Genomic DNA, 22,932 nt, shown 5'->3' on the forward strand with positions numbered 1-22,932 from the left:
CATGTATCGTGTCATGCTCGTAGACGATGAAGCAGGTGTTCGCAACAGCATCAAGGCGAAGATCGATTGGGAGAGTGCCGGATTCGTCATCGCTTACGAAGCGTCCGGCGGAGAGGAAGCACTCACTATGCTTGCCGAGGCGGCGGTTCGTCCGGATATCGTCATCTCGGACATACGAATGCCGAAAATGGACGGGATCGCCTTCATTCGAGCTTGCAAGGAGGCGTATCCGGAACTGCGCGTGATCGTGTTGTCCGGCTATTCGGACTTCGATTATATGAAGTCGGCAATTCAGCTCGGCGTCAAGGATTACCTGCTGAAGCCCGTCGTGCGGGCGGAGCTTTCATCGCTGCTCGTGAAGCTGGCGGGTGAGTTGAAGGAGGAACGACTGCTGGAAGGCGAGCGCCAGCGGGAGAAGGTTCAGCGTAACCAGCAGCTGCGGCAAATGCAGGAGCATTTCCTCCTTCAATTGGTGAAGGAGGAAGGCGTAAGCGAGTCTGCGGTGCGGGATCGGCTGCACCAATTGCAGCTCGACAAGCTGGACGGCGAAGCGCTAAGCCTGCGCTTCGCGACACTGGAGATGCGCTTGCCGCCGGGACGGCTGCGAAGCTGGGAGGGACGCCGCGATCTGTTGCAGTTGGCATTCCGCATGCTCTGCCGGGAGACGGCCGACAAGCGGGAGGATGTGTACCCGTTCTATGACGCGGGGCACCCGTGGATGATGTTTTTCCTGATGGTGGAGACGGGAAGTAAGGAGTCTGGGGACGCAGCCGTGGAGCAGTTCGTTCGCGAGCTGAGGCGCAATGCAGCGACATACCTGCATCTTGAGAGCGTCGGCGGCATAGGCGAGCCCGTTCGCGGGTGGCGTGAAGCGAAGAACGGCTATGCCAGCTGTATGCTGGCCTGGAGCCGCGGGACGCTCGATGGATTGGCCTCCGCTTCGACCCAGCGGGAAGCACTTGATATGGCGCAGTCATTCACGGCTGAGACGGAGCGAAGGCTGATTCAGGCGATCGAGACATTGGATCGGCAAGCTTTTTCCGCTCAACTGCTAGAGTTGTTCCCGCCGAATCGGGACATGCCGATGTTCGCCTTCACATTCCTGGCGCTGCGGGTCATTCTGACCTTCGGGTCGCTTGCGAAAAAGTTCCAACTGGGCGACACCTCGCTTCAACAGGTGCTATGGAATTGCCAAGCTTCGATAGCGACCTATCGGAGCCGGGAGGAGGTACTTGCTCAAATTGAACAGCTCGCCGAACTGGTCATGGAGGCGGTGCGAAGCAGCCGAACCTCCAGCGGCCAACTGCAGGCGGAGGCGGTCCGCAAGTATGTGGACGAGAATTATCCTTACGAATTGACGCTGTCCCAACTGGCCGGAATGTTTCATATGAACGAGACTTACCTGTCAAGCCTATTCAAGCAGAACGCGGGCGTTACGTTCAGCGATTATTTGACGAGGCTCCGGATGTCGCGTGCCGCCGACCTGCTGAACGGGACCGAACTGAAGCTGACGGATATCGCGATGCTCGTCGGCTACTCCAGCTCCAGCTATTTCAGCACCTCCTTTAAAAAGTATTACGGCTGCAGCCCGAAAGAATACCGGGAGACGCAGCAGAGAACGAATGAGAACTAACGGCATTTTTACTTATCTGCGCGTTCAGCCCAAGCTGGCCCGAACGAGCCTAAATCGAACAAGCCTAAACGTAACGGGTAGACGAAGTTACCCCTCCCCAACCAGCATTTTAAAAGTTGCTCCCCAAGCATAGTGAAAGTCTTGGCCCTTCCCGCAGCTTTACAATGGAGTCAATCGAAACAACCATAGAAAGCCGCGGGAAGGAAGGATTCAACATGACAAGCACAAATACAGGGGAAAATAGCCGTCAATCCGAGCATGAAGAGGCACTTAAGCGTGCGGAGAAAGCGGTACAGGCCGGAGCCGGGCGGGCGGCGCAAGATCCGTTCCGCCTGCGCTATCACCTGATGGCACCGTCGGGCTGGATGAACGATCCGAACGGCCTTATTCATTTTAAAGGCGAATACCATGCCTTCTACCAACATTTCCCGTTTGGTGATTACCAAGGCCCGATGTACTGGGGGCATGCAGTCAGCCGAGACTTGGTGCGATGGGAGCATCGCCCGGTTGCCCTTGCGCCTACGGAGCCCTACGAGTTCGGCTCCCCCGAAGGCGGCTGCGGCTGCTGGTCGGGCAGCGCAGTGGAGCATGAGGGTGAAATGGTGCTTTTCTATACCGCACACGTCGATGGGAGCACCCCAGAGGAGGTGCAGGCTATGGCGACGAGCAAGGATGGAATTCGCTTCATTAAGCATCCGGTACCGGTCATTCAAGGCAGTCCCGACGGTGAATGCTTCGGCTTCCGTGACCCGAAGGTGTGGGAGCATGAAGGGCGCTGGTATATGGTCATCGGCTCAGGTAATAACGGCCGCGGCCGCGCCCTCCTCTATGAGTCGGCCAACCTTGTGGAGTGGTCGTATCAGGGGGTTGCAGCAGAGAGCGACGGAACGCAAGGCGATATGTGGGAATGCCCGGATTTGTTCCCACTTGGCGACAAGTACGTCCTGATCGTTTCCCCGATGAACATGGACGGCGTCAAAAATCTCTACATGATCGGAGAGATGGATTTTGCGGAGGGTCGTTTCACCCCCGAGAGCAGCGGCATCATCGATGACGGACCGGACTTCTACGCCGCGCAGACGATGCGGGACAGCAACGGCCGCCGCATCCTGATCGCTTGGATGGACATGTGGGGATCGAAGCTCATCAACACGGGGCGCGCCTGGTATGGGGCTTTGACGCTCGCACGCGAACTGCAAATTGCAGAAGACGGCACACTTGCCTCAAGGCCAGTGAAGGAGCTGGACACCCTTCGTGGGGAGCAAGTCGCAAACTTTGAGAGCGGACTCCGTCTGCAGCCTGATGAAGATAGGAGTTGGGAGCTGCCGACGGCTTTTGAATGGCAAGCCGATATCGAGTTGTCCGAAACAGAGGCGCAGGAGCTGCGGATCGTAATCAGCGGAGCGGGTGAGGATTTATCCGGCGCTGAATCCGCAGGGACTTCACGTTCCGTATCCGATCAACGTACCATTATCCGTTGGCTGGCGGCGCAGAGCAGCATCGAATTGAACCGGAATGAGGCGGGAATCGGCGATTCCGGCATATACACGACAGCGCTCCCTGCCACAGTGAATGCCCGACTGCAACTTCGACTGTTCGTTGATAACTCGTCAGTGGAGCTGTTCATCAACGACGGTGACCGAGTATTGACCAGCCGCATCTATCCGCTCGCTTCAGGCCGCAGACTGCAGATTCAGGCTGTAGGAGGAACCCTTGTATTCAAAGGCATGCGGCTCTGGAAGGTGGATGGACTGGTGGTGGGGCAATGAACGGGGTTCAGCGCAAGTCCAAGTCGGCCCTGGCCGCGATCGTTATCGGCGCAGCGGCTGTGCTCGCGATAGGTGGAGCGATGTGGATGTCTTTCAACGCCGATTCATCTAAAGGATCCGCTGGAAAAACAAACGAGGAGAAAGCTTACACGCCGCCCGCCCCTTTCCGATTCAACCCTATCGCGAATTACTACACGGAACGCTATCGCCCGCAGTATCACTTAAGTGTCGAGTCCGGCAATATGAGTGATCCGAACGGCATGGTGTACTACGAGGGCGAGTACCACCAATTTTATCAGAACAGCGGCCAGTGGGGTCATGCGGTAAGTCAGGATCTCGTGCATTGGGAGCATCTTCCGGTCGCCTTGATGCGCGATGAGCTCGGCGAAATATGGTCGGGCAGCGCGGTTGTGGACTGGAACGATACGAGCAGTTTTTTCCAAGGGAAATCCGGGCTGGTTGCAATCTTTACGCATTTCCAGAGCGGCGTGCAGTCGCAGAGCATCGCGTACAGCAACGACCGTGGGCGCACTTGGACAAAGTATGAGGGTAATCCGGTCATTCCAAATTCTGGAATGAAGGATTTCCGCGATCCGAAGGTAATCTGGCACGAAGCGAGCAAGCGTTGGGTCATGGTCGTATCAGTCGACAATCATGTGAAATTCTACTCATCGCCCAATCTCCGAAACTGGACCGAGACAGGCGAATTCGGCATCGATCAAGGTTCGCATGCTGCCGTATGGGAATGTCCGGATCTGTTCGAGCTTCCGGTAGATGGCACTGGTAATCGCAAGTGGGTGTTGACGCTAAGCGTCGGCAACAACGAGACGACCAAAGGCTCTACAGCGCAATATTTCATCGGAGAGTTCGACGGGAAAACCTTCCATAATGATAATCCAGCCGATACGGTGTTGTGGACGGATTACGGTAAGGACTTCTATGCGGCGGTCTCGTATTCGGACATCCCGGAGAAGGACGGACGTCGCATCTGGCTCGGCTGGATGTCTAACTGGCGCTACCCGTTCACGATGCCGACCGATCCTTGGAAAGGCAACATGTCCGTTCCGCGCGAGCTTATCCTTCGCGATATTCCAGGTGAAGGAATCCGTCTCATTCAACAACCTGTCAAGGAGCTCGATTCGCTGCGTGGCACCGCTCTTAAGCTCGAGGCGCAGCAGCTCGCGACTAACTCGAACGCGTTCGGGAAGTGGCGCGGAACCTCTTATGAGCTGGATACGATCTTCACCGTTTCGGCTGATGCCGCGTTTGCGCTCAAGGTAAGGACAGATGGTACGGGGGCGGAGGAAACCAGCATCCGCTACAATGCCGCAGCAGGAACACTTACAGTCGACCGTTCGAAATCCGGCATTGTTTCGTTCGAGCCGGGCTTCGCGGAGAGCTTTGCGGCTCCGGTGAAGCCGTCTGCAGACGGAAGGTTGTCTCTTCGGATCTATGTAGACGAAGCCACGCTCGAAGTGTTTGCTGAAGACGGAGAGAAGGTGTTATCGACCATCGTATTCCCCGAGCCGACAAGCAATGGCTTGTCGCTAGAACTTGAGCAGGGCAGCGTCAAGCTGGATGGAGCCTCATTCTACCCGATGCGCTCGGTGTGGCGTGACGAGAATCCAGATTCCAGCGTACCAAGCCGCATTCTCATAGGCAAGGAATCCGTAGACGTGGCGGTTGGGGCGCATATAACCGTGAAGTCGTCCGTGCTGCCGCTGGCAGCCCCTCAACAGCTCGAATGGACGTCCAGCGATGTGTCTGTCGCTAAAGTGAAGCGTGCAGCGGACGGCAGCGGCGCTGACATCTCTGGTGTAGGCGCAGGACAAGCCGACTTGATCGCGAAGACGCCTGACGGCAAAATAACGGCGACGATGAGCGTGTTCGTCTACGAGCCGTAAGGGGTGCTCGCACTCAGAATCAAGTTTATTCACTCAATCCACCAAACTGAAAGGAAGGGAAAACCATGGCAAACACCGAGCTAGCTTCATCGATATCCAAGCGCCGCAATGAAAATCCCTTCGGCCATGCACTGCGCCGGGAAGAGAGAACGGCCTGGCTGTTCATCTTGCCTGCGTTGGCAGCGCTTTTGCTCTTTGTCTTCTATCCGATGATCCAAGCGTTCATCATCAGCTTCCAGAACTACAACATGGTAGGCGGAACCCGGTCTTTTAATGGCATCGATAATTACCGGACGCTGATGAATGACTCTGAGTTTCTGGCAAGTCTTCGGCATTCACTGTTCTTCGCCGTCATTGTCATTCCGGTACAGACAGCGATTTCGCTGGGCCTCGCGATGCTGATTCAGCGAGTCGGTCGTTTTACAAGCTTGTTTCGAACGGCTTATTTTATCCCTGTCGTAATCTCGACATCGGTCGCAGCCACGGTGTTCAAGCTTATCTACAACAAGGACTTCGGCATCTTGAATCAAGTTCTCAAATCGATGGGACTGCCGACGACGAACTTTTTATCCAATCCGGATACCGCGATGTACGGCATCATCATTCTCGGCATTTGGAAAGCATCTGGGTTTTTCATGATTATTTTTCTCGCGGGACTGAACAACATCTCCCAAGACTTATATGAAGCGGCTCGAGTTGACGGAGCAAGCCGAGCGCAGCAGTTCTTCCGTATTACGCTGCCGATGCTGAACCGAACGATGGCTTTTGTTGTCATCATGACGACGATCGATGCAATCAAGCTGGGAGGTCTCGTCTTCGTCCTCACCAATGGCGGACCGAACGGCTCCACCCAGACAGTCGTCTATTACATCTGGAAAGTGGCATTCCAGCAAATGCAAATGGGCTACGGCACCGCCGCCGCTTTTGTTCTATTCGCTATCGTGCTGATCATCTCGCTTGTGCAAATGACCTACTTCAATAAGAAAGCTGACTACTAGGGGGGATTATTATGCGGCAAATGGCGCTTGCGCTTAAAAACATCATGATGACGCTAATCGCCATCGTCAGCATTATTCCGATCGTATGGATGGTCGCTGGATCTCTGCGACCTTATGAGGAACTGTTCCAATATTCATCGAGCTTGAATTGGCATTTGTTCGTGCCCGTGAAGTTCACCTGGGTGAACTTCAAAAACGTTATTTTCAACGATACGAATCCATTCCTACGCTACATTTGGAACACAGTGATCGTCGCCGGATCCGTAACCGGCATCGTGCTCGTCGTAAGCGCCTTGGCCGCCTTCGCTTTCGCGAAGCTGCGATTCCGTGGCAAGTCGATCGTCTTCGCCTTGTTCATGTCGGCAATGGTTATTCCGGGCGAAGTAACGCTCGTGCCAAACTACTTGCTGATGAACAATTTCGGGTGGGTCAACTCGTACGCAAGTCTCATCGTGCCATCCGCGCTGTCGGTATTCGGCATCTTCTTGCTGAGGCAGTTTTTCGCGGACATTCCGAATGAGATTATGGAGGCGGCGAAGATTGACGGTGCTTCGGTTATGCGCGTGTTCTTGCGCATCGTCGTTCCGGCGGCCGTTCCGGCGCTAATAACACTTGGCCTGATGACGTTTCTCGGCAACTGGGACTCGTATCTCTGGCCCCTTATCGTCATCAATGACGACAAGAAGCAGATGATCCAAGTCGCAATTGCGTCGTTCTCTTCGCTGGCGGGCAGCGATTGGTCCAAAATTCTGGCAGCTAGTACGATATCAACGGCTCCGATCCTGATTCTATTCCTGTTCCTGCAGCGCTACTACATTCAGGGCATCACGATGTCGGGGGTCAAAGGATAATGGAGAACAAAATTTACGATGCGGTAGCACTCGGCGAGTATTTGATCGATTTCGTTCCGGACGGCGTTTCGGCATCCGGAGAGCCTTTGTTGGAACGCAACCCCGGCGGCGCTCCGGTCAATGTGCTGGCGGCGCTCGCGAAACTAGGCAACAAGACGGCCTTTATCGGCAAGGTCGGTCAGGATCCGTTCGGCGAGTATTTGCGGGATGTGCTAATACGGCAGGGAATCGCAGATAAGGGGCTTGTGTTAAGCAGGGACGCACATACGACGATGGCATTCGTACATTTGGACGAGCTGGGAGAGCGTTCGTTCCACTTCGCCCGTCAGCCTGGAGCGGACGCGCTGCTTACGGAGGCTGAAGTGCGACTGGATCTTACGAGCGGAACGCGCCTATTCCACTTCGGTTCCATTTCGCTAACTTCGGAGCCTTCGCGCCAAGCGACACTACATGCAGTTGAGGCGGCGCGGCAAGCAGGGGCGATCATCTCCTACGATCCGAACTGGCGTCCGTCTCTGTGGGATACCGAGGAACTGGGGCTTGTCTGGATGAAGAGTGGGCTTGAACAGGCTCACATCGTTAAGGTGTCGGAGGAGGAGCTGGCGCTGCTGACGGGCCAGTCTGACGTCGGCATGCCGGATCTCGTTGCCGGAGCCGAAGAGCTTGTTCTGTCCTACGGATTGGATGTTCTGCTTGTGACGCGGGGAGCAGCAGGAACGTATTATCGGACGGCGCGCTACGCCGGCGAAGTGGCAGCCAGCCGCGTCGTTCCCGTCGATACGACAGGGGCGGGCGATGCGTTCATGGGCGCTTTTCTCCACCGCGTGCTCGGCAGCCAGACGAAGCCGGCGGACTGGAGCGAAGAGGAGCTGCACAGAACAGTCGCCTTCGCCAACGCCGGCGGGGCGCTCGCTACCACTCGCAAAGGCGCTATTCATTCGCTCGGGACGCTGGAAGAAATCCAAGAGTTGCTTCGCGGGACACGTTAACCCCGAAAAGGGGCTGTCCCAAAAGATCATAAAATTTGACCTTGTGACAGCTCCTGTTTTTTTCTAATAGGAAACACAAAGAAACCGTTCCTTGGTAAAATGGAAGTGCGACCCACCATTTACGAAAGGAACGGTTTCTTTGTACATTCAATATACCTTGGATCAACTTTGCCTGCCAATGGACCTCAAGGAAGATATTCCTCAAACCCACCTCGTGCGCGTCGTGAATGCGGCGGTTAATCGTCTCGACGACAATATCTTTTCCACCGCTTATCCTGGTGGTGGCCGAGACAGCTATCACCCGAAAATGCTAACCAAAGTGCTTATCTATGCCTACACCCAGCGGATCTACACCTCCCGCCAGATCGCAAAAGCCGTTCGTGAAAATATCATGTTCATGTGGATCGCCGGCAGACAACGCCCAGATTTCCGTACCATCAACTTCTTTCATTCGGAGCGAATGAAAGATGTACTGGAGACAGTCTTCACCGGTGTACTTCAGTTTCTAATAGATGAAAAATATGTGAAGCTCGAACATTACTTTGTGGATAGTATGAAAATCGAGGCGAATGCAAATCGATACACATTCGTCTGGGGCAAAGCTGTTGTAAAGCAGAAAGCAAAACTGCAAGAGAAAGTGAAGACCTTGTTCGCAACCATTGAAGCATCAGAGCAGCAAGAAGAGCAAGATCAGTCCGGGCATGACCTCGCTGAGCTAGGCGAAGCATCTTCTCTTACGAGCGAAAAACTGGAGGTTGCTGTTCAGCAATTGGAGGCTCAACTACAATCCCGGCCGAAGGACAAACCTTTGAAGAAAGCGGTACGTATGCTTCGCAAAGACCTGCTCCCATGTCTGCATAAATATGAAATTCAGCAAGAAGTACTAGGTAATCGGAATAGCTTTAGCAAGACCGATCACGATGCTACCTTTATGCGGATGAAAGAAGACCACATGCGCAATGGTACAATGTACAAATCGGAACAGAAAACCAATCCATTATTAATTAATGCTTGCATCAGCGACCAACGGACACACGCTGCTTGAAACCGCATCTGGAGAAGGCTAAAGCAGCACTTGGCCAGTTACCGAAAACCATTTTTGCCGACGCAGGATATGGCGGAGAAGAAAATTATGCATATCTGGAAAGTGAAGAACTGGAAGCTGTTGTCAAGTACAGCAACTATCACATGGAAAAATCAAAAAGCTGGCAGAATGACATAAGCAAGTTAGACAATTGGCAGTACGATGTAATTCAAGATACATGGACATGTGCGGCTGTGCGTCAATTGTTGTATCGCTACGAAAGCAAAGAAAAGACAGAAAGTGGATATGGAATCAGAAGGCGTCACTATCGAAGTGAAAGCTGTGAAGGATGTCCACTCAAGGCGAATTGCACGAAAGCGCAAGGAAACCGAGAAATTAGCGTTAGCTTCCAATACCTGCGCTACAAAGAGCAGGTACGGGAAAAGCTTCGAAGCGAGGAAGGCTACGCGCTATCGGTCAGGCGTATGATCGAGAAGGAGAGTGTTTTCGGGCAAATTTCAATAAATTGGTCTGAATATCAGTAAGCTGACCTACTTTTGGGACAGCCTCCTTTTTGTACCGACAGGCTACAGCACACTTCGCTTTAACCAGTAGGAAGATGTTGTGAAAACATCTGAGGGGACGTTGCCCTGCGAATAGGCTGATGACCAAGTCATGGGCCGCATCGTAATGTGTCATCTGCTTAAAGGCACTTTTTTTCGCTCTTACCACTCCAGACCTATAATATGTACGGGTTCTTTCTTTAATCTGTGTAGTGTAAACTGTTTTCTTATACATTATCATCGAATTGATAATTCGGAAAAGGAGGAAAAGGAGGAATTTTGAACAAAATGTAAGCGCTTAACAATGGGTTCTAAACTCGAACAGAGGGAATCCATGGAAAGAAGAAAATGTTTAGCGATCTTGCTCGCAGCAGTTTATTGATTCTAACAGATGGGATGGCTTGGTTGTTCTTGCGGATACGACTGTAGCTCATTGCAAAGCAAACCGCCACGACTAGAATGATACGAAATGTATCTATTACCGAGTGGCTGTATCATATTTTGGGAGGGGAAGTAACACAATGAACAAGCGAATTAAGCAGATTTTGGTGTTAGCGTTTGCGGTTGCATTGTGCTTGCAGCAGTATGGGATCGTACAAAAGGCAAGTGCGGCCGGCGCAAATGGTTATTTTCTTAAGGTTCAAACCACAGGTGGGAATCAGTGGGATGGTGCGCACATAGACACAGGGGCAAGCGGCTTAAACCTCGTCGCCGGCACAGCCTACACCTTCTCCTATGACTTATACACCCCTGACAAAGATGTTGCAGGCATCGTTCTACAAACTAGCGGAAACTACAACTGGATTAAAAATACGGGAGCTTTAAGCGCGGCAAGTCCCGCTTGGACTTCATACACGGCGACATATACTTATGTAGCCGCAAGCGGCGGACAACTTCAATTTGTTAAAACCGGCGATAGCGGTGCTACGGATGCAAAGAATATAACTTACTACATCGACAACTTTGTTGTAAAAGACGCAACAACCGGCAATGTTGTTTACACTGCCAACTTTGATGACCAATCTACTGATGGTTTCGTTCCGAATGGGAGTGCTACGCTGTCTGCTGTTAATACCACTAGTGCTGGAACAACAACACCAACTCTTAACCCGGATGTACTCTCCTTGCCAAGCATTAAGAATACGTACCCGAATTATTTGATGGGCAGCATTATCGGCCCCTATTACATGCAAAACTCAATTATGCCCGTCATTAAAGCACAGTTTGGCGTTGTGACATCAGAAAACGCGATGAAGCCAGCTTCGCTGATCGGCACCAGCGCCTCTACGCATAACGTCGCGGATCTGAGCTTTAATGCAGCGGACACGGAAGTTCAGAGCGCTATCAACAATGGCCTAAAAGTACATGGGCATACGCTTGTCTGGGAAGGGCAGTCGATTCCGTGGCTAAACAACGCTAGGATCTCCGACTCAGACCCGACTCCATCCAACCCAGGTCTGACCGCGGCTGGGGCGTACGCGAACATGAACGACTATATTAATGCGGTGCTCAAGCATTTTGACGGCAAGTTTAACGCGAGCACGCAGAACATTATCTCGTGGGACGTTGTCAATGAAGCGTTCAGCGGTAACGTCCGTGACAGCTCTCTTAGTCGGACAGACTGGCATAGCTACTTGAAAGCCACCCCTTGGCTGAAGGCGACGGACGATAACTACGTCGAACAAGCGTTCAAGTATGCCCGTGCGGCGGAGCCTGATTACAACGTGCTGTTGTACTACAACGACTATAGCATGGACGACCAGAATAAGGCTGCGGCCGTTCGCGACATGGTGAAAGACATCAATAGCCGTTGGGCTGTGGATCACCCTGGCAAGCAGCTCATTCAGGGCGTCGGCATGCAAGAGCATAACGGCCTCGGCACCAACCCTAACAATACGCGCAAGTCGATCCAGATGTTCAAGGATATTGGCGTCAAAGTGTCGATCAGCGAGCTGGACATCTCCGCTGGCACAGGCGGAACGCAGACTCCCGATCAGAAGACAGCTCAAGCCGCACAGTACGCGCGGTTGATGCAAGTTTATACCGATCCTGCCTTTAAGGACACGGTGCAGCGCATCACATTCTGGGGGCTGACAGACACTAACAGCTGGTTGTCTTCCGGCAGTCCGTTGCTGTTCGACGGCAAACTGTACCCGAAAGACGCGTTTTACGCCGTGATTGACCCGGCCGGTTACCTTGCGAATTACAAGGGACCAGCGAAGCCTGCAGGGAAAACTGCAACAGCCGCAAAAGGGACTCCGACCATCGATGGCAATAAAGACGACATTTGGAATACGGCATCGCCTATCGATATCAATGTAACGCAGACAGGCATTACGAAGGCGGATACGCACATGCCGGCCGCTACCGCTCGCATGTTGTGGGACAACGGTAACCTGTACGTATTCGCGCAGGTGACCAAAGATCCGTCCGAACCGTTGGACAAGGGGAACGCAAACCCTTGGGAGCAGGATTCACTTGAAGTATATGTTGACCTGACGAACGGTTCTAGCGCCATGTACTCGAACGCTTCCGGGCATTATCGCGTTCGGTATGACGGCTTTGCGACGGTAGACGCAGGCATGACGGATAATCAGGGCGTTGCAACGAAGATGACCTCCGCGACGACGTACGACGAGACGACGAATTCCTACACCGTCGAGATGAAGATTCCGTTTATCCAGATTACGCCTGCGATTGGTACTCAGATCGGCTTTGACGCTCAGGTGAACGACGCGAAAGCCGGTGCACGCATTGGCGCGTTCGCTTGGAACGACGCTACAGGCACGGCTTATCAGGATCTATTCAAGATTGGCACGTTGCAACTTGTTGCAGGCGACACGGTACCTCCTGTAACTACGGATAACGCCCCAACCGGGTGGCAAACCCATCCCGTGAACGTAATCCTCCAAGCGACTGATGAAGGAAGCGGAGTTGCTTCAACGTCTTACAGCCTGGACGGAGGAGCCTATGTCACCGGCAATTCGGTGTCGATTACTTCGGAGGGGATTCACACTCTTGGTTACTACAGCGTGGACGGGGCAGGCAACAAGGAAGCGGACAAAGAGAAGATCATTCAGATCGATCTGACAGCCCCCGCGATCACGGTGCCGGACATCACGAAGGTTCTGATTAGTGATGCCTTGAACTATCCGATTGCTGTATCCGATGCAACTAGCGGCGTGGATTCGACGTCCGTCACTTTAGACGGAATACCTGTATCCAACACGATTCAAACAGCACCATTGAGTCTATCGCTCGGCGTGCATTCCATTGTCGTGACAGCTAGCGATAAGGCAGGGAATTCCGTTACGGTTACACGTCAAATTACCGTTTATATGGATATAGCGCATCTAGACTCACTGATTCAATCTGGCAGTGACAACGGCTTCATTACGAAACCAGGGCTGGTAAACAGCCTGTTAGCGAAGGTGAAGCAGGTGCAAGCGGCCGGCGCTGACGCCAAGCAGGTGGGCAATGCCTTGAACGCCCTCAGCAACGAAGTGAGCGCCCAGTCGGGGAAAGGACTGAACGCTGGTTACGCGGCTCTGGTGCAGAGTATCCTTAAGTCTCTAGGCAATAAGTAAGCTGGAGCAGCAGTGCGCGTTGAAGCCCTAGTATACAACTGCAACGCAGAACGGCCCGCATGCGATTATCGCGTGCGGGCCGTTTTTATGACATTACAACATGAGGGAATTGTCACCTTTGGCATTGAATTGTGCAGATCGACTTGTTGATTGAGACAAGAACTAGAAAGCAAAGTGTGTTGGTTCCCAATCCAGTTCGCAAGTACCGGGCCAGAATCCAATCAATTGGTGGACTCCGCTAGTCGCTTAAGTACCAATAGCACTGATTGTTCGTCGTCTTCCGTCACGTTATTTTCCTCATCGTTGCTGTTGGAGCCCGGCCGATTGTCGATCTGTTGAATCTTCAACAAGGTGCCAACCCCTTCCGTACTCAAGTCGTAACTCATGGTGAAGTAATTTTCGGGTGTGTCCTCCAAGCCGGGACGTGGAGCGAAGAGGGAGTATCTGAGAGACTGATAAGGTGCAAACTCTAGCACCGTGCCCCACTGCTCGTAAATATTGCCTTCCCACTCCGTTCGAAACCGGATCTCGCTACCGATTTGCCAATCGGTTATAAGACGACTGCCGTACTGCCACTGTTTGACCCATTCAGGGTTTGTTATTGTATCCCACACTCGCTCGGCATGTGCGTTTATAATAATTCGGGATGTACTCGTGGACATCAATTTACCTCCTCATTCATTTTTCTGCCCTAACCATTCGACGATTGCATGTTAATTCCTGCCAGAACGATCATATAAATTGCCGTTACAGACAATGCAGAAACCTTATCATATGCGATAGCGAAATAATTGCGGATGCAGGCCCACTTCAAAGATCCCGAGTAGATGCGTCGTTACGAATAAATGGGAGACTTAAGCTTATAGATACTCGAGGGAAGCGTAAAGAATATTCGGGAATCGCTTGAACTGCGTTCCAGAATTGCAAGCATTTTTATTTTAATGATCGTTAAAATTAATTCTTGAACACTCAATAAAGAAAATGATATTCTCTTCGATGAAGGAGAGGATGCCATGATCGAAACCTCTCAGCGTTGCCGAAATATCCATAGCTAGTTAAAACGATGACTTTTTTTTGAGTAAATAACCAAGTAGGCCCATAGGACTATTTGAAATACGCCTTCAATAAATCGATATTCAAGGAGGTCCACCATGAAGAATATCGTGATTACGGGAGGAACCGACGGCATCGGCAAGGCTCTGGCCATTACATATCTACAGAGAGGAGATCGCGTCATCGTCGTCGGACGCAATGCCGAGAAAAGCATTGCGTTTCTCTCGGCCGCCCGTGACATTGACGCCGGCGAAAGAGCTTCCTTCATTCAGGCGGAACTGAGCCTGATTCATGAGAATAAGAGGGTCATCGAGGAGATCAAGAATCGGCTCCCCGCGATTGACGCTCTAGTATTATGCGCCCGGCATTATCGTTCGACACGATTCGTAACAGCGGAAGGCTTCGAGGACAATTTCGCATTGTTCTACTTGAGTCGGTTCGTGCTCAGTTACGGTTTGATCGAGTTACTGGATAAAGCCGACAACCCGATCATCGCCAACATAGCAGGACCGGGCTACAATCTGTCCGCAATCCAATGGGACAATCTCGGGCTCGAGAGAAATTATCATGGTGGCGCGGCCTTGGGCCAAGGAGGCAAGCTGAACGACCTGCTTGGCGTTGCTTTTGCCGATAATGACAAGAGTAGCCGAATTAAGTATGCGTTATTTCATCCGGGCGTTGTGTCTACCAGCTTCTCCGGCGAGTACGACGAGTCGACCGCGGATCATATCGTAGAGCTGAAGAAGCGCGGCAAATCGATTGCGGAAGCCGTCGCGCCGATTATCGCCCGCATTGACGCTCCGCCGCTCGAACCGCTGAGCGCTTTCGTGGAAGGCGAACGCATTAGCGTCGATCACAAGGCCTTCGGCAAGAGCGCCGCGAAACGACTTTACGACATAACCCTGAGCCTGCTGCCCCGTTGACGGAGAACAAGTCATACAGATCCCGCAAGAGAGAAACTTTATGAATCGGAGGGGGCGAACGTAGCCAGACATAAAGAGTTCGATACAACCGAGGTCCTTTCCAAAGTCGTGGACGTTTTCTGGGTGCATGGTTATGAAGGCACTTCTATACAGGACTTGGTCAATCATGTCGGAATCAATGCACAAAGTCTTTATAACGCTTTCGGGGGCAAACGCGAATTGTTCCTTGCATCGCTCCGTTTTTATGCCGATCAAAGCAACACGGTTCATATTCTGGACAGCACACCTTCAGGGAAAGAAGCGATTTCAAACGTGTTTCGCGAGGTAACCGCGATATTATCCCGCCCGGATGGATCGAGGGGATGCTTCCTTATCAATACGAATGTGGAGATGGCGCCGCATGATCTCGAAATCGCCGCTTTCCTGGAAAAGGAAAGGGCTCTTGTTATCGACGCTTATTATCGAGCATTAACCCGAGCGAAGGAACAGGGCGAGCTTCACGAACGCCATCAAGATCTTATGGCGCTTGCGCGATATCTGAGCAATGCGCATGGGGGATTGATCGTTACGGCCAAGACGATATCCGGCAAGAAGATTCTAGACGACATCGTCCGAGTCACTCTTTCGATTCTAGATTAAAAGGACGATAATGTCTGTCAGGGGTTGCCACTCCCACTAACCAAGTCGTTACCGACTTTAGTATCCAATCCGATTCAAAGTAAGGGAGTGATTTATCCATGATTGATCAGCGAGAATATCCAATCGAGACTGTCATTCATGTATTAGGCGGCAAATGGAAGCCGATTATTTTATGGCATTTGATGGATTCAGACAAGCGCTTTAGCGATCTGGAAAAGCTCATCCCCGGCGTTTCCTCAAAAATGCTTGCGCAACATCTACGCAACTTGCAACAAGCAGGCATTATTGAAAGGACCGTATACCCCACAGTCCCTCCTAAAGTAGAATATTCACTAAGCGAATACGGTAAAACATTGATCCCTGTAGCGGAAGTCATGTGTGATTGGGGAGAAGGTCATAATGAGCGCAAACGTGATGAACCAGCGTCTTAAATATTGCATGAACACATGAATTGAACCCGCCCTGAAGGCGGCTTTTATCACTTTATTTGGCGCAAGCGGGGCAATTGGCAGACTCGTTCTGGAGAGAGAACGAGAGAGAAATAAATGGAACAACTCTGTTGAGTTGTTCCATTTATTTCGTCATACTGTTCCTATGGCTAACGGTAGTTCTCCCAAATGTTGTCGTATGATCACAGAAGGTCTCGATCTCGTTCCATAATATTTTTCACGTGGCTCGGCCATTTCGAATTTGCAGGGCAATATTTTTTCGCCACTTTCTCGATGGTCGTATAGCCCTTATCTATGTATTTGCTCGCGATCAGTTGTCCGAATTTAAGCACGCAATCTGCTTTTGTCTTAAAGCTGAGTCCCTTGTTGTACCCGTTGCCGTCGATTGCGTTGAGACCGAACAAATTGTTCTTTCTCGTAGCCAGCTTACTGCTGCCGTTCCCGCTCTCGAGCTTCATGACCGCGATGGTGAAAAACGCGTTGATGCCATACTCGTCTTCGATACGTAAAATCGCTTTTTCCAAGCCTTGGTCTTCCAGATCTGTTCCTTTCAAAATCGTCGCGATATGCTCGGTGGTTAGTCCTGAATCCGATTCTACCTTGGACGTCGGTTCGTTTACCTTTGTCTCTGTCTCTGTCTCTATCTCTGTCTCCGTCTCGACCGCTAGTGTCTTAACTTCCTTCACGGCTTTCAGGAGCTGCTTGGCTATCTTCTCATCCTTATTGATTGGCTTGGCGTACCCGCCATGCACGTACCCTCCGTCTTTTAAACGAAGCCAACCGTTCTCGGTTACAGAAGATACTTCCAGAACCGTCCCTTTTGTCACGGTGTTGATGATTTTGGATTCGCTATACGCGTTTACTCTAACGTTAAGATAATCTGCCGTCGTTTCATATGTAGAAACAGTTGACGGAGATTTGTACTCTTGTTTCGCTGTGGCTGGAGGAGATTGCTCCGGCACTTTGATCTCGGGCTGATCTATTGGATTATTAGGGGTGGGGTCCGCCTGCTCTTGAAGGGGAGCCTTCAGGAGACTCAGCGGTAACTGAACGGCAGGAAGCAACGGTATTGAGAGCAACGGTGCGGGTTGTACCGATTGATTCGTTTCCATAACCCGGATTTCGTCATTCTGAGCGGCTACCGCAAAAGGATTCGAGAAGACTCCGAAATATAGGCCGACTGTAAAAGCAACGACAGCAGTTATAAAATACGGAATAAGTGTTTGACGGTTTTCTTTGTTCACGAATATCCACTCCTAATCGTAATGGGGATAATGCGGATCGCAATAAATCGAATGATCCCAACGATCAATTGGACAGCGTAACACGTTGACATGCCCTCGACTGATTGGTGAATCTTAGGGCCGTACAAGTTAAACCGATTGTAACGAATGATTGGCGAAAACCTTGTCAAACGATCTGAATTCCAGGCTTGTAAATTTGTCGGATTCCACACAAATATCCGCGTTGGACGCGGATACGAGCGATTTTTATTGACTATGAGAAATTCTTAACTTACCCGAGCCAAGCTAAGTACGCTAAATAATTCGAATTCGAAGAAGAGGCCGTGGAAATTTCCATGGCCTCTTCGCAGTATTCAGATTCGTTGGTATCCTAGGATTTAGATATTCATACATAAATATGGAATCTTATAGTAAGATTATGTTATGACCAGGCAGACATAGTGAATTTGGATGAAGTCGGGAGTCGTTGAGAAGGAACATTATAATGAAGGAGGAATTAATTTGAAAACATATGGATTAGTTTTTCTGATAACAGGGATTGTACTAATCGCCTTGAGTGGTTTAGAGAAAATCATAATTTACACATCTCTAAGCAATCGAGCAGGTGATTATCAGGGCTTAAAATTTATAATGCCAAACGAAATTTGGAACATACCTACACTGACATTTATATTTGGAATAGTGCTCATCATTATTGGACTGATTATGCCATTATGGAAAAAAGTCGTTAATCCTTTTGGAATGATTAGAGAAGCAAATAAAGAATTTGAAACGAAGTATGGGTTCAATAAGGATAATAAGGAGCAATGAGATTTTGAAGATTGTGAATACAATGACTTTCGGAATAATGCCGAAGATAAGACTTAAAGGAGTTATAAGGAAATGAAAGGAACAGATCTAAAATACTTATCTAAGATTATCTGGATAGAAGCAGAAGTATGGGCTGAGGGGCAATGGGATATTGAGGATGTAAATACGGATGTTATTGTGACCTTTTCAAATCGGATGAAATGGATAGCGAGCTTCTTTACATACAAATATATTCAAACAAGGAGTAACGAAAATAAGAGTTCTGGAGAATGCATGAATGGAGCTTATTTTTGGTCAAGTGATATGGTTCTCATAGATATTGGAAGCAAGGAGAGAATTCTTGAAGTAATACATTATTTAATTGAAACAGACAAGTTTCAAGTTGTGTTTAAGAGATATTCCGACGTTGATCCAGAAGAGGGTGAGTTTTATCCAATCGGATTTTTTGATAACAAATGATATTAAATACGATATCACACGCATCGGGCCACCCGGCCCTCGGTTCGGAAAAGGCAATTGATGATACGGTGGAAAGCGAGTCGACTCCGAACTGGTTATGTTCATAGATCCCGTTTGTGCCCTTAAGTGTGAGTTCTAAGATAATTGAGATCAGTGACGGAGAGGACATTACGGAAGAGTGGAGAGAATGGTAATAAGATGCCCACGGTGAATTTGTTAAGGTTTACTCGAAATAAGCTAATTATTTCATTTGTTTTGTTAATTGTAGTTGTCGGGATATACTTCATTCTGAATCGAACGATTGTAATTGATCGAACCGACCAAGTATTAGGAGATTATGATTTCCCCACCGTAACAACACCCGATATTGAATTATTGGCAGAAGGCACAGGAAAACAGATTATTAATGCTGAAAAGGTTTCCACAAAAATAAGAATACTAAGTATCATGTATAATGACACTTCCGAAGATATCGTTGTAGGGAGTGAAATCGAGGCTCGTGAAAGTTTTGTAGCGTTCAAATATAGACAAGTGAGTAAAAGGCACAGCTGGCCTTTTATCCCGGGAAAAGCCTTGTACGGCACGGGTACGAGCTATAAACATATTAAAAAAGGTGAGCAACGGAAATTGTTTTTGAGATTCAATAAAGAAAGAAATGAATATTGGATAATGCCAGATGAGATGGTAAAGCAATGAGGATCTGACTGGTTTAATGGTTCGTAACGTTCAGTGAACGAAATCTAGAGGTGACACGAATGAAAAACTCGATTCTTTCATTAGTATTCATTGCTATCTTAATAACCATGTTCGGATGTTCAGATAAGAGTCATGATAATAGTCCGGCTATAACGAAAGAATATCTAAAACAGAATGCAAAAAGCGGGTTGACTGAAACCGAAATAACGGATTTGTTTGGAGAACCTACGCTTAACGAATATGGCGATGGGAGCTTTGTCTGGATTTACGATGAGGCAATGAATAATTTCACGTATAAACCAGATATTCAAAAAGTTGAGTTTGATGAGATTAAGAAGGGGAATATAAAATATCAATTATACATAAATGTTGTAGACAAAAAGGCGATCATGTTCTCATATTTCTATAGAGGCGACAATAATGAAGTGTGGAATTATGAGATTACGGCTAATGGATCAAATGATAGACAAGCAAGTTAATCGATTTTGATTATGGGGGGATTAGGTGTGGGAACTGTATACGATTCAATCCAGCCAGATCATGAACAATTTATTAAAGAACAAAAAATGTTTTTTGTTGGTTCAGCTGCAGCTACGGGTCATGTTAATATCTCCCCTAAAGGACATGATGTCTTCCGCATCCTATCGCCTAATAAAGTTGCCTATCTTGACTTGACTGGAAGCGGTAATGAAACAAGTGCTCATATTACGGAAAGTAATCGGCTAACCTTTATGTTTATGTCCTTTCAAGGAAAACCATTAATACTAAGGCTGTATGGAAACGGAAGAGTAGTATTGCCGAACACGGAAGAATGGAATAAACTTGTAACTCACTTCGAATTGATGCCTGGCTATAGGCAAATCATTGTCTCTGATATCGAAATCGTAAAAACATCATGTGGATTTAGTGTGCCTCTATACTCTTTCGAAGGTGAGAGAGATGTATTGTTGAAGTGGGCAGTTAATAAAGGAGAAGAGAAATTAATTGAATATAGAAAGAACAAGAATTCATTAAGTATGGACGGAATCATGACACCTCTTGGAGTTTCTCTTGCTGAGGATGAATGAATTAATATATTAATATTCAGGACGTGAATAATAGATTGTTTGTGTGATTTTTTGTGATCGGAGGAAGAGCAGCGAGACTACATGGCTGCTCTTCTCTTTGTTTGATGAAGTCAGACCTGTAGAGGGCAGCTTATTATGCCATCTGATCGTGATGGAGAATCAATTCACAATCTTGCATGTCGCATCCTGCTTTTCCTGATGATTCGCTGCTTCGAACCGTTTACGCCTGTAGAGGTCTGATTAATCGTTGGAATCGTTCCGTCGGCATTATAGTTGAACTTCTCGATGGCCACTGAACGTCGGTAATCTGCTCCTGTCGGCAGTGCGCCTGTGTGATAAATGAAGTAAGGTTGACCTTTGAATTCAATAATAGCTTGGTGATTCGTGCCACTTGTGCCTGTAGGCTGCATGATTACACCGCGATACGTCCAAGGACCCGTTGGACTTGAACTCGTAGCGTAAGAGATCGACTCTGGCCAACCGGACGCATAGGACAAATAATAGATGACATTGCGCTTATGCAGCCAAGGCGCTTCTGTAAATTTTCGTTTATGTTGTGAAGTCGGTGATCTTTCCTGAAAGCTTCTCCACTCTTCGTAGGACTCATAGGCAGCTAATAGATATGGGCAACGAATGCGGATAACAAATAACATCCCCCTTACCCCAGAAAATGCTATTAGGTGTGATCTGTGTAATATGACACGCTAACGAATCGTTGATCCTATTGTCTGCAAAATACTCTGACGTGGTTAAAATGAGGACTAATAGAGTATCCTCCAATGTTCGTTAAGTGATGGCAGCTGCTTGAAATCGGAAATTAGAGCTCATTAGGTTCGTTAGGGTTCTAGGAACTAGAAAATAATATAAAATTATGGTTTGATATAGTAAAATATTGTTATGATTCTTATTTATGAGAAAGCTCATTTCTATAAGCTGTGAGGCGAATGAAGTTTCATTGGATGGTAGGTAGTTGTAGGAAATCAGAGAAATTCAATAAAACAGTATTTATAGAAATAAACAATGAAACCAGGAGGGAATAATTTGTATAATAACTTCATTATTAATACTACTGTATCTGGAATTACCGTAGCCGATCTAGACATTGCTATTGAATGGTATAGTAAACACCTAGGTATGAAACTCTTAGCGAGAAACCCGTATTTTGCAACGATGCAGGTATCCCCTGGTCAAATAGTCTTTTTAAGAAATAATCAAAATGAGAAAGATAGAAAAATACAAATCTTATGTACCGATTTATGTTTTGTAGTTACAGAGATTGAAGAATTATATAATCAACTAAAGAATAATTCTGTTCGTGTAACTGATTTAGAAGTGAATGATGAAGATATGAATTGGAAGTGGTTTTATTTCTATGATCCTGATGGTAACTGTATTAATGTTTGGACAGGGACATCGGGCTGGACTAGATAAGTGGCACTGGGTTTACGGACCTAATGATCAGTAACAATCTCATATTCGAAGTGAATAGTTGAGGATTAATGAGTACCAGTTGTTCTGGAGTTGCTGACATCCTATATCAACGTATTCGCGCATCGGGCTATACTGCCCTCGGTCGGGCGGAGGTCTATAAATATAACAACTTAAGACAAATTATTTGCAATATACATAATTCAGGAGTTGGCCATATGCTTGTCGTTCACTGGTCTCCAGTTAATAATTCAAAAAATATTTTAAAGAACGGTATAAATAAAGGCCGAAATGGAGTGTATTGCTTTCCCATTACAGGTCACGTCTCACTAGATAGATGGTGGATGAAAGCATTGAAGCGATTTAGAAAAGATGGCAAGCGATATAATGGTTTTATTTTCAGAGTAGGAGAACGGGATTTACCTGCCTACTTTGGACATTTTATGGGCGCTACCACAAATGATGAATTTGACAAGTCGATAAAAACACTAGAAGACCTTGGTAAAGAGATTCAAAATACGATAATATGGCGAATTGGTGAAAGTACTCTACAGCATGCGGTTGAATGGCTAAGCAAAGATCATGATTTCATAAAACTAGGAAGAGAAGAACTCCAAAAAAGACCAACTCTATATAAGGATACACTAACCGATGCTGCGTTTATGGAATATATACTTGAGGATTACCAGATCGTATTAAACCAATCGATAGATTCAAACAGAATAATCCGTGTAATTCCACCAACAGAAGAGTTCGGTAGAGTATTATATAAGAACAAGAAACAGAGATATATTGAAGGATAGTGTAAGGAAGGTAAGTGCTTCGGCTAAATTCGTCGAACCTGTG

At 48.6% G+C, this 22,932-nt stretch carries 20 protein-coding genes and 1 pseudogene; 18 read left to right on the forward strand and 3 right to left on the reverse strand.

The window, feature by feature from the left end:
- The first annotated feature begins 1 nt into the window (after position 1).
- From H8B09_RS07495 to H8B09_RS07530, 8 genes and pseudogenes are all read left to right on the forward strand, one after another.
- Positions 2-1,633 (forward strand): helix-turn-helix domain-containing protein, encoded by a 1,632-nt coding sequence (locus tag H8B09_RS07495; protein ID WP_191202907.1) that lies wholly within the window; start codon positions 2-4, stop codon positions 1,631-1,633.
- Between the two features lie 215 nt (positions 1,634-1,848).
- Complete coding sequence (locus H8B09_RS07500) at positions 1,849-3,402, forward strand: glycoside hydrolase family 32 protein (protein ID WP_191202908.1); 1,554 nt, start codon at positions 1,849-1,851, stop codon at positions 3,400-3,402.
- Entirely contained in the window at positions 3,399-5,306 is a 1,908-nt protein-coding gene (locus H8B09_RS07505) for a glycoside hydrolase family 32 protein (protein WP_191202909.1), read from the forward strand. Before H8B09_RS07500 ends, H8B09_RS07505 begins: the two co-directional genes overlap by 4 nt.
- A 65-nt stretch (positions 5,307-5,371) precedes the next feature.
- Positions 5,372-6,304: a carbohydrate ABC transporter permease gene (locus tag H8B09_RS07510; protein ID WP_191202910.1), complete on the forward strand. Its 933-nt coding sequence runs from the start codon at positions 5,372-5,374 to the stop codon at positions 6,302-6,304.
- Between the two features lie 11 nt (positions 6,305-6,315).
- Positions 6,316-7,155, forward strand: a complete 840-nt coding sequence (locus H8B09_RS07515; protein WP_191202911.1) for a carbohydrate ABC transporter permease — start codon at positions 6,316-6,318, stop codon at positions 7,153-7,155.
- Positions 7,155-8,144 carry a carbohydrate kinase family protein gene (locus H8B09_RS07520; RefSeq protein ID WP_224753395.1) on the forward strand — a complete coding sequence of 330 codons (990 nt, stop codon included), beginning with the start codon at positions 7,155-7,157 and terminating at the stop codon, positions 8,142-8,144. Before H8B09_RS07515 ends, H8B09_RS07520 begins: the two co-directional genes overlap by 1 nt.
- Before the next feature lie 139 nt (positions 8,145-8,283).
- Positions 8,284-9,695, forward strand: a pseudogene (locus tag H8B09_RS31370) (IS1182 family transposase); the annotation flags it as partial.
- Positions 9,696-10,252: 557 nt separating this feature from the next.
- Positions 10,253-13,318 carry an endo-1,4-beta-xylanase gene (locus tag H8B09_RS07530; RefSeq protein ID WP_191202912.1) on the forward strand — a complete coding sequence of 1,022 codons (3,066 nt, stop codon included), beginning with the start codon at positions 10,253-10,255 and terminating at the stop codon, positions 13,316-13,318.
- Between the two features lie 221 nt (positions 13,319-13,539).
- On the opposite strand, the gene H8B09_RS07535 is transcribed toward H8B09_RS07530, so the two are convergent.
- Complete coding sequence (locus tag H8B09_RS07535) at positions 13,540-13,980, reverse strand: SRPBCC domain-containing protein (RefSeq protein ID WP_191202913.1); 441 nt, start codon at positions 13,978-13,980, stop codon at positions 13,540-13,542.
- Positions 13,981-14,469: 489 nt separating this feature from the next.
- On the opposite strand from H8B09_RS07535, the gene H8B09_RS07540 reads away from it, so the two are divergent.
- The 3 genes from H8B09_RS07540 to H8B09_RS07550 all read left to right on the forward strand — a co-directional run bounded on the left by H8B09_RS07540 (position 14,470) and on the right by H8B09_RS07550 (position 16,364).
- The gene (locus H8B09_RS07540) at positions 14,470-15,294 is read left to right on the forward strand and encodes an SDR family NAD(P)-dependent oxidoreductase (protein ID WP_191202914.1); all 825 of its coding nucleotides are present in this window, start codon (positions 14,470-14,472) and stop codon (positions 15,292-15,294) included.
- Between the two features lie 108 nt (positions 15,295-15,402).
- Entirely contained in the window at positions 15,403-15,933 is a 531-nt protein-coding gene (locus H8B09_RS07545) for a TetR/AcrR family transcriptional regulator (RefSeq protein WP_191202915.1), read from the forward strand.
- Between the two features lie 98 nt (positions 15,934-16,031).
- Positions 16,032-16,364: a winged helix-turn-helix transcriptional regulator gene (locus tag H8B09_RS07550; protein WP_191202916.1), complete on the forward strand. Its 333-nt coding sequence runs from the start codon at positions 16,032-16,034 to the stop codon at positions 16,362-16,364.
- A gap of 200 nt (positions 16,365-16,564) precedes the next feature.
- Here H8B09_RS07550 and H8B09_RS07555 read toward each other — a convergent pair whose 3' ends face one another.
- A complete protein-coding gene (locus H8B09_RS07555) occupies positions 16,565-17,626 on the reverse strand; it encodes a glucosaminidase domain-containing protein (RefSeq protein WP_191202917.1) in 1,062 nt (353 codons plus the stop codon).
- A gap of 501 nt (positions 17,627-18,127) precedes the next feature.
- Here H8B09_RS07555 and H8B09_RS07560 point away from each other — a divergent pair.
- The 5 genes from H8B09_RS07560 (at position 18,128) to H8B09_RS07580 (ending at position 20,658) form a co-directional block, all read left to right on the forward strand.
- A complete protein-coding gene (locus H8B09_RS07560) occupies positions 18,128-18,436 on the forward strand; it encodes a hypothetical protein (protein WP_191202918.1) in 309 nt (102 codons plus the stop codon).
- 72 nt (positions 18,437-18,508) lie between these two features.
- Entirely contained in the window at positions 18,509-18,895 is a 387-nt protein-coding gene (locus H8B09_RS07565; protein WP_191202919.1) for a hypothetical protein, read from the forward strand.
- Positions 18,896-19,093: 198 nt separating this feature from the next.
- Positions 19,094-19,591 carry a hypothetical protein gene (locus tag H8B09_RS07570; RefSeq protein ID WP_224753398.1) on the forward strand — a complete coding sequence of 166 codons (498 nt, stop codon included), beginning with the start codon at positions 19,094-19,096 and terminating at the stop codon, positions 19,589-19,591.
- A gap of 59 nt (positions 19,592-19,650) precedes the next feature.
- Positions 19,651-20,070: a PhoU family transcriptional regulator gene (locus tag H8B09_RS07575; protein WP_191202921.1), complete on the forward strand. Its 420-nt coding sequence runs from the start codon at positions 19,651-19,653 to the stop codon at positions 20,068-20,070.
- Between the two features lie 27 nt (positions 20,071-20,097).
- Positions 20,098-20,658: a pyridoxamine 5'-phosphate oxidase family protein gene (locus tag H8B09_RS07580; protein ID WP_191202922.1), complete on the forward strand. Its 561-nt coding sequence runs from the start codon at positions 20,098-20,100 to the stop codon at positions 20,656-20,658.
- Between the two features lie 164 nt (positions 20,659-20,822).
- Here the strand turns inward: H8B09_RS07580 and H8B09_RS07585 are convergent, their stop codons facing one another.
- Positions 20,823-21,311 (reverse strand): family 43 glycosylhydrolase, encoded by a 489-nt coding sequence (locus H8B09_RS07585; protein WP_224753399.1) that lies wholly within the window; start codon positions 21,309-21,311, stop codon positions 20,823-20,825.
- A 388-nt stretch (positions 21,312-21,699) separates the two neighbouring features.
- On the opposite strand from H8B09_RS07585, the gene H8B09_RS07590 reads away from it, so the two are divergent.
- Together H8B09_RS07590 and H8B09_RS07595 are read left to right on the forward strand one after the other, a co-directional pair.
- Positions 21,700-22,089: a VOC family protein gene (locus H8B09_RS07590; protein ID WP_191202923.1), complete on the forward strand. Its 390-nt coding sequence runs from the start codon at positions 21,700-21,702 to the stop codon at positions 22,087-22,089.
- A 215-nt stretch (positions 22,090-22,304) separates the two neighbouring features.
- Positions 22,305-22,889, forward strand: coding sequence for a hypothetical protein (locus H8B09_RS07595; protein ID WP_191202924.1), 585 nt, complete (start codon positions 22,305-22,307; stop codon positions 22,887-22,889).
- The last annotated feature ends 43 nt before the right edge of the window (positions 22,890-22,932 follow it).

It is taken from the genome of Paenibacillus terricola (genome assembly GCF_014779765.1).
GTDB lineage: Bacteria > Bacillota > Bacilli > Paenibacillales > Paenibacillaceae > Paenibacillus_T > Paenibacillus_T terricola.

Bases quoted from the DNA above. Each gene is read 5' to 3' on its own strand.
- H8B09_RS07495 (WP_191202907.1), top strand. From the start codon at position 2: ATGTATCGTGTCATGCTCGTAGACGATGAAGCAGGTGTTCGCAACAGC.
- H8B09_RS07500 (WP_191202908.1), top strand. From the start codon at position 1,849: ATGACAAGCACAAATACAGGGGAAAATAGCCGTCAATCCGAGCATGAA.
- H8B09_RS07505 (WP_191202909.1), top strand. From the start codon at position 3,399: ATGAACGGGGTTCAGCGCAAGTCCAAGTCGGCCCTGGCCGCGATCGTT.
- H8B09_RS07510 (WP_191202910.1), top strand. From the start codon at position 5,372: ATGGCAAACACCGAGCTAGCTTCATCGATATCCAAGCGCCGCAATGAA.
- H8B09_RS07515 (WP_191202911.1), top strand. From the start codon at position 6,316: ATGCGGCAAATGGCGCTTGCGCTTAAAAACATCATGATGACGCTAATC.
- H8B09_RS07520 (WP_224753395.1), top strand. From the start codon at position 7,155: ATGGAGAACAAAATTTACGATGCGGTAGCACTCGGCGAGTATTTGATC.
- H8B09_RS07530 (WP_191202912.1), top strand. From the start codon at position 10,253: ATGAACAAGCGAATTAAGCAGATTTTGGTGTTAGCGTTTGCGGTTGCA.
- H8B09_RS07535 (WP_191202913.1), bottom strand. From the start codon at position 13,980: ATGTCCACGAGTACATCCCGAATTATTATAAACGCACATGCCGAGCGA.
- H8B09_RS07540 (WP_191202914.1), top strand. From the start codon at position 14,470: ATGAAGAATATCGTGATTACGGGAGGAACCGACGGCATCGGCAAGGCT.
- H8B09_RS07550 (WP_191202916.1), top strand. From the start codon at position 16,032: ATGATTGATCAGCGAGAATATCCAATCGAGACTGTCATTCATGTATTA.
- H8B09_RS07565 (WP_191202919.1), top strand. From the start codon at position 18,509: ATGAAAGGAACAGATCTAAAATACTTATCTAAGATTATCTGGATAGAA.
- H8B09_RS07570 (WP_224753398.1), top strand. From the start codon at position 19,094: ATGCCCACGGTGAATTTGTTAAGGTTTACTCGAAATAAGCTAATTATT.
- H8B09_RS07575 (WP_191202921.1), top strand. From the start codon at position 19,651: ATGAAAAACTCGATTCTTTCATTAGTATTCATTGCTATCTTAATAACC.
- H8B09_RS07585 (WP_224753399.1), bottom strand. From the start codon at position 21,311: ATGTTATTTGTTATCCGCATTCGTTGCCCATATCTATTAGCTGCCTAT.
- H8B09_RS07595 (WP_191202924.1), top strand. From the start codon at position 22,305: ATGCTTGTCGTTCACTGGTCTCCAGTTAATAATTCAAAAAATATTTTA.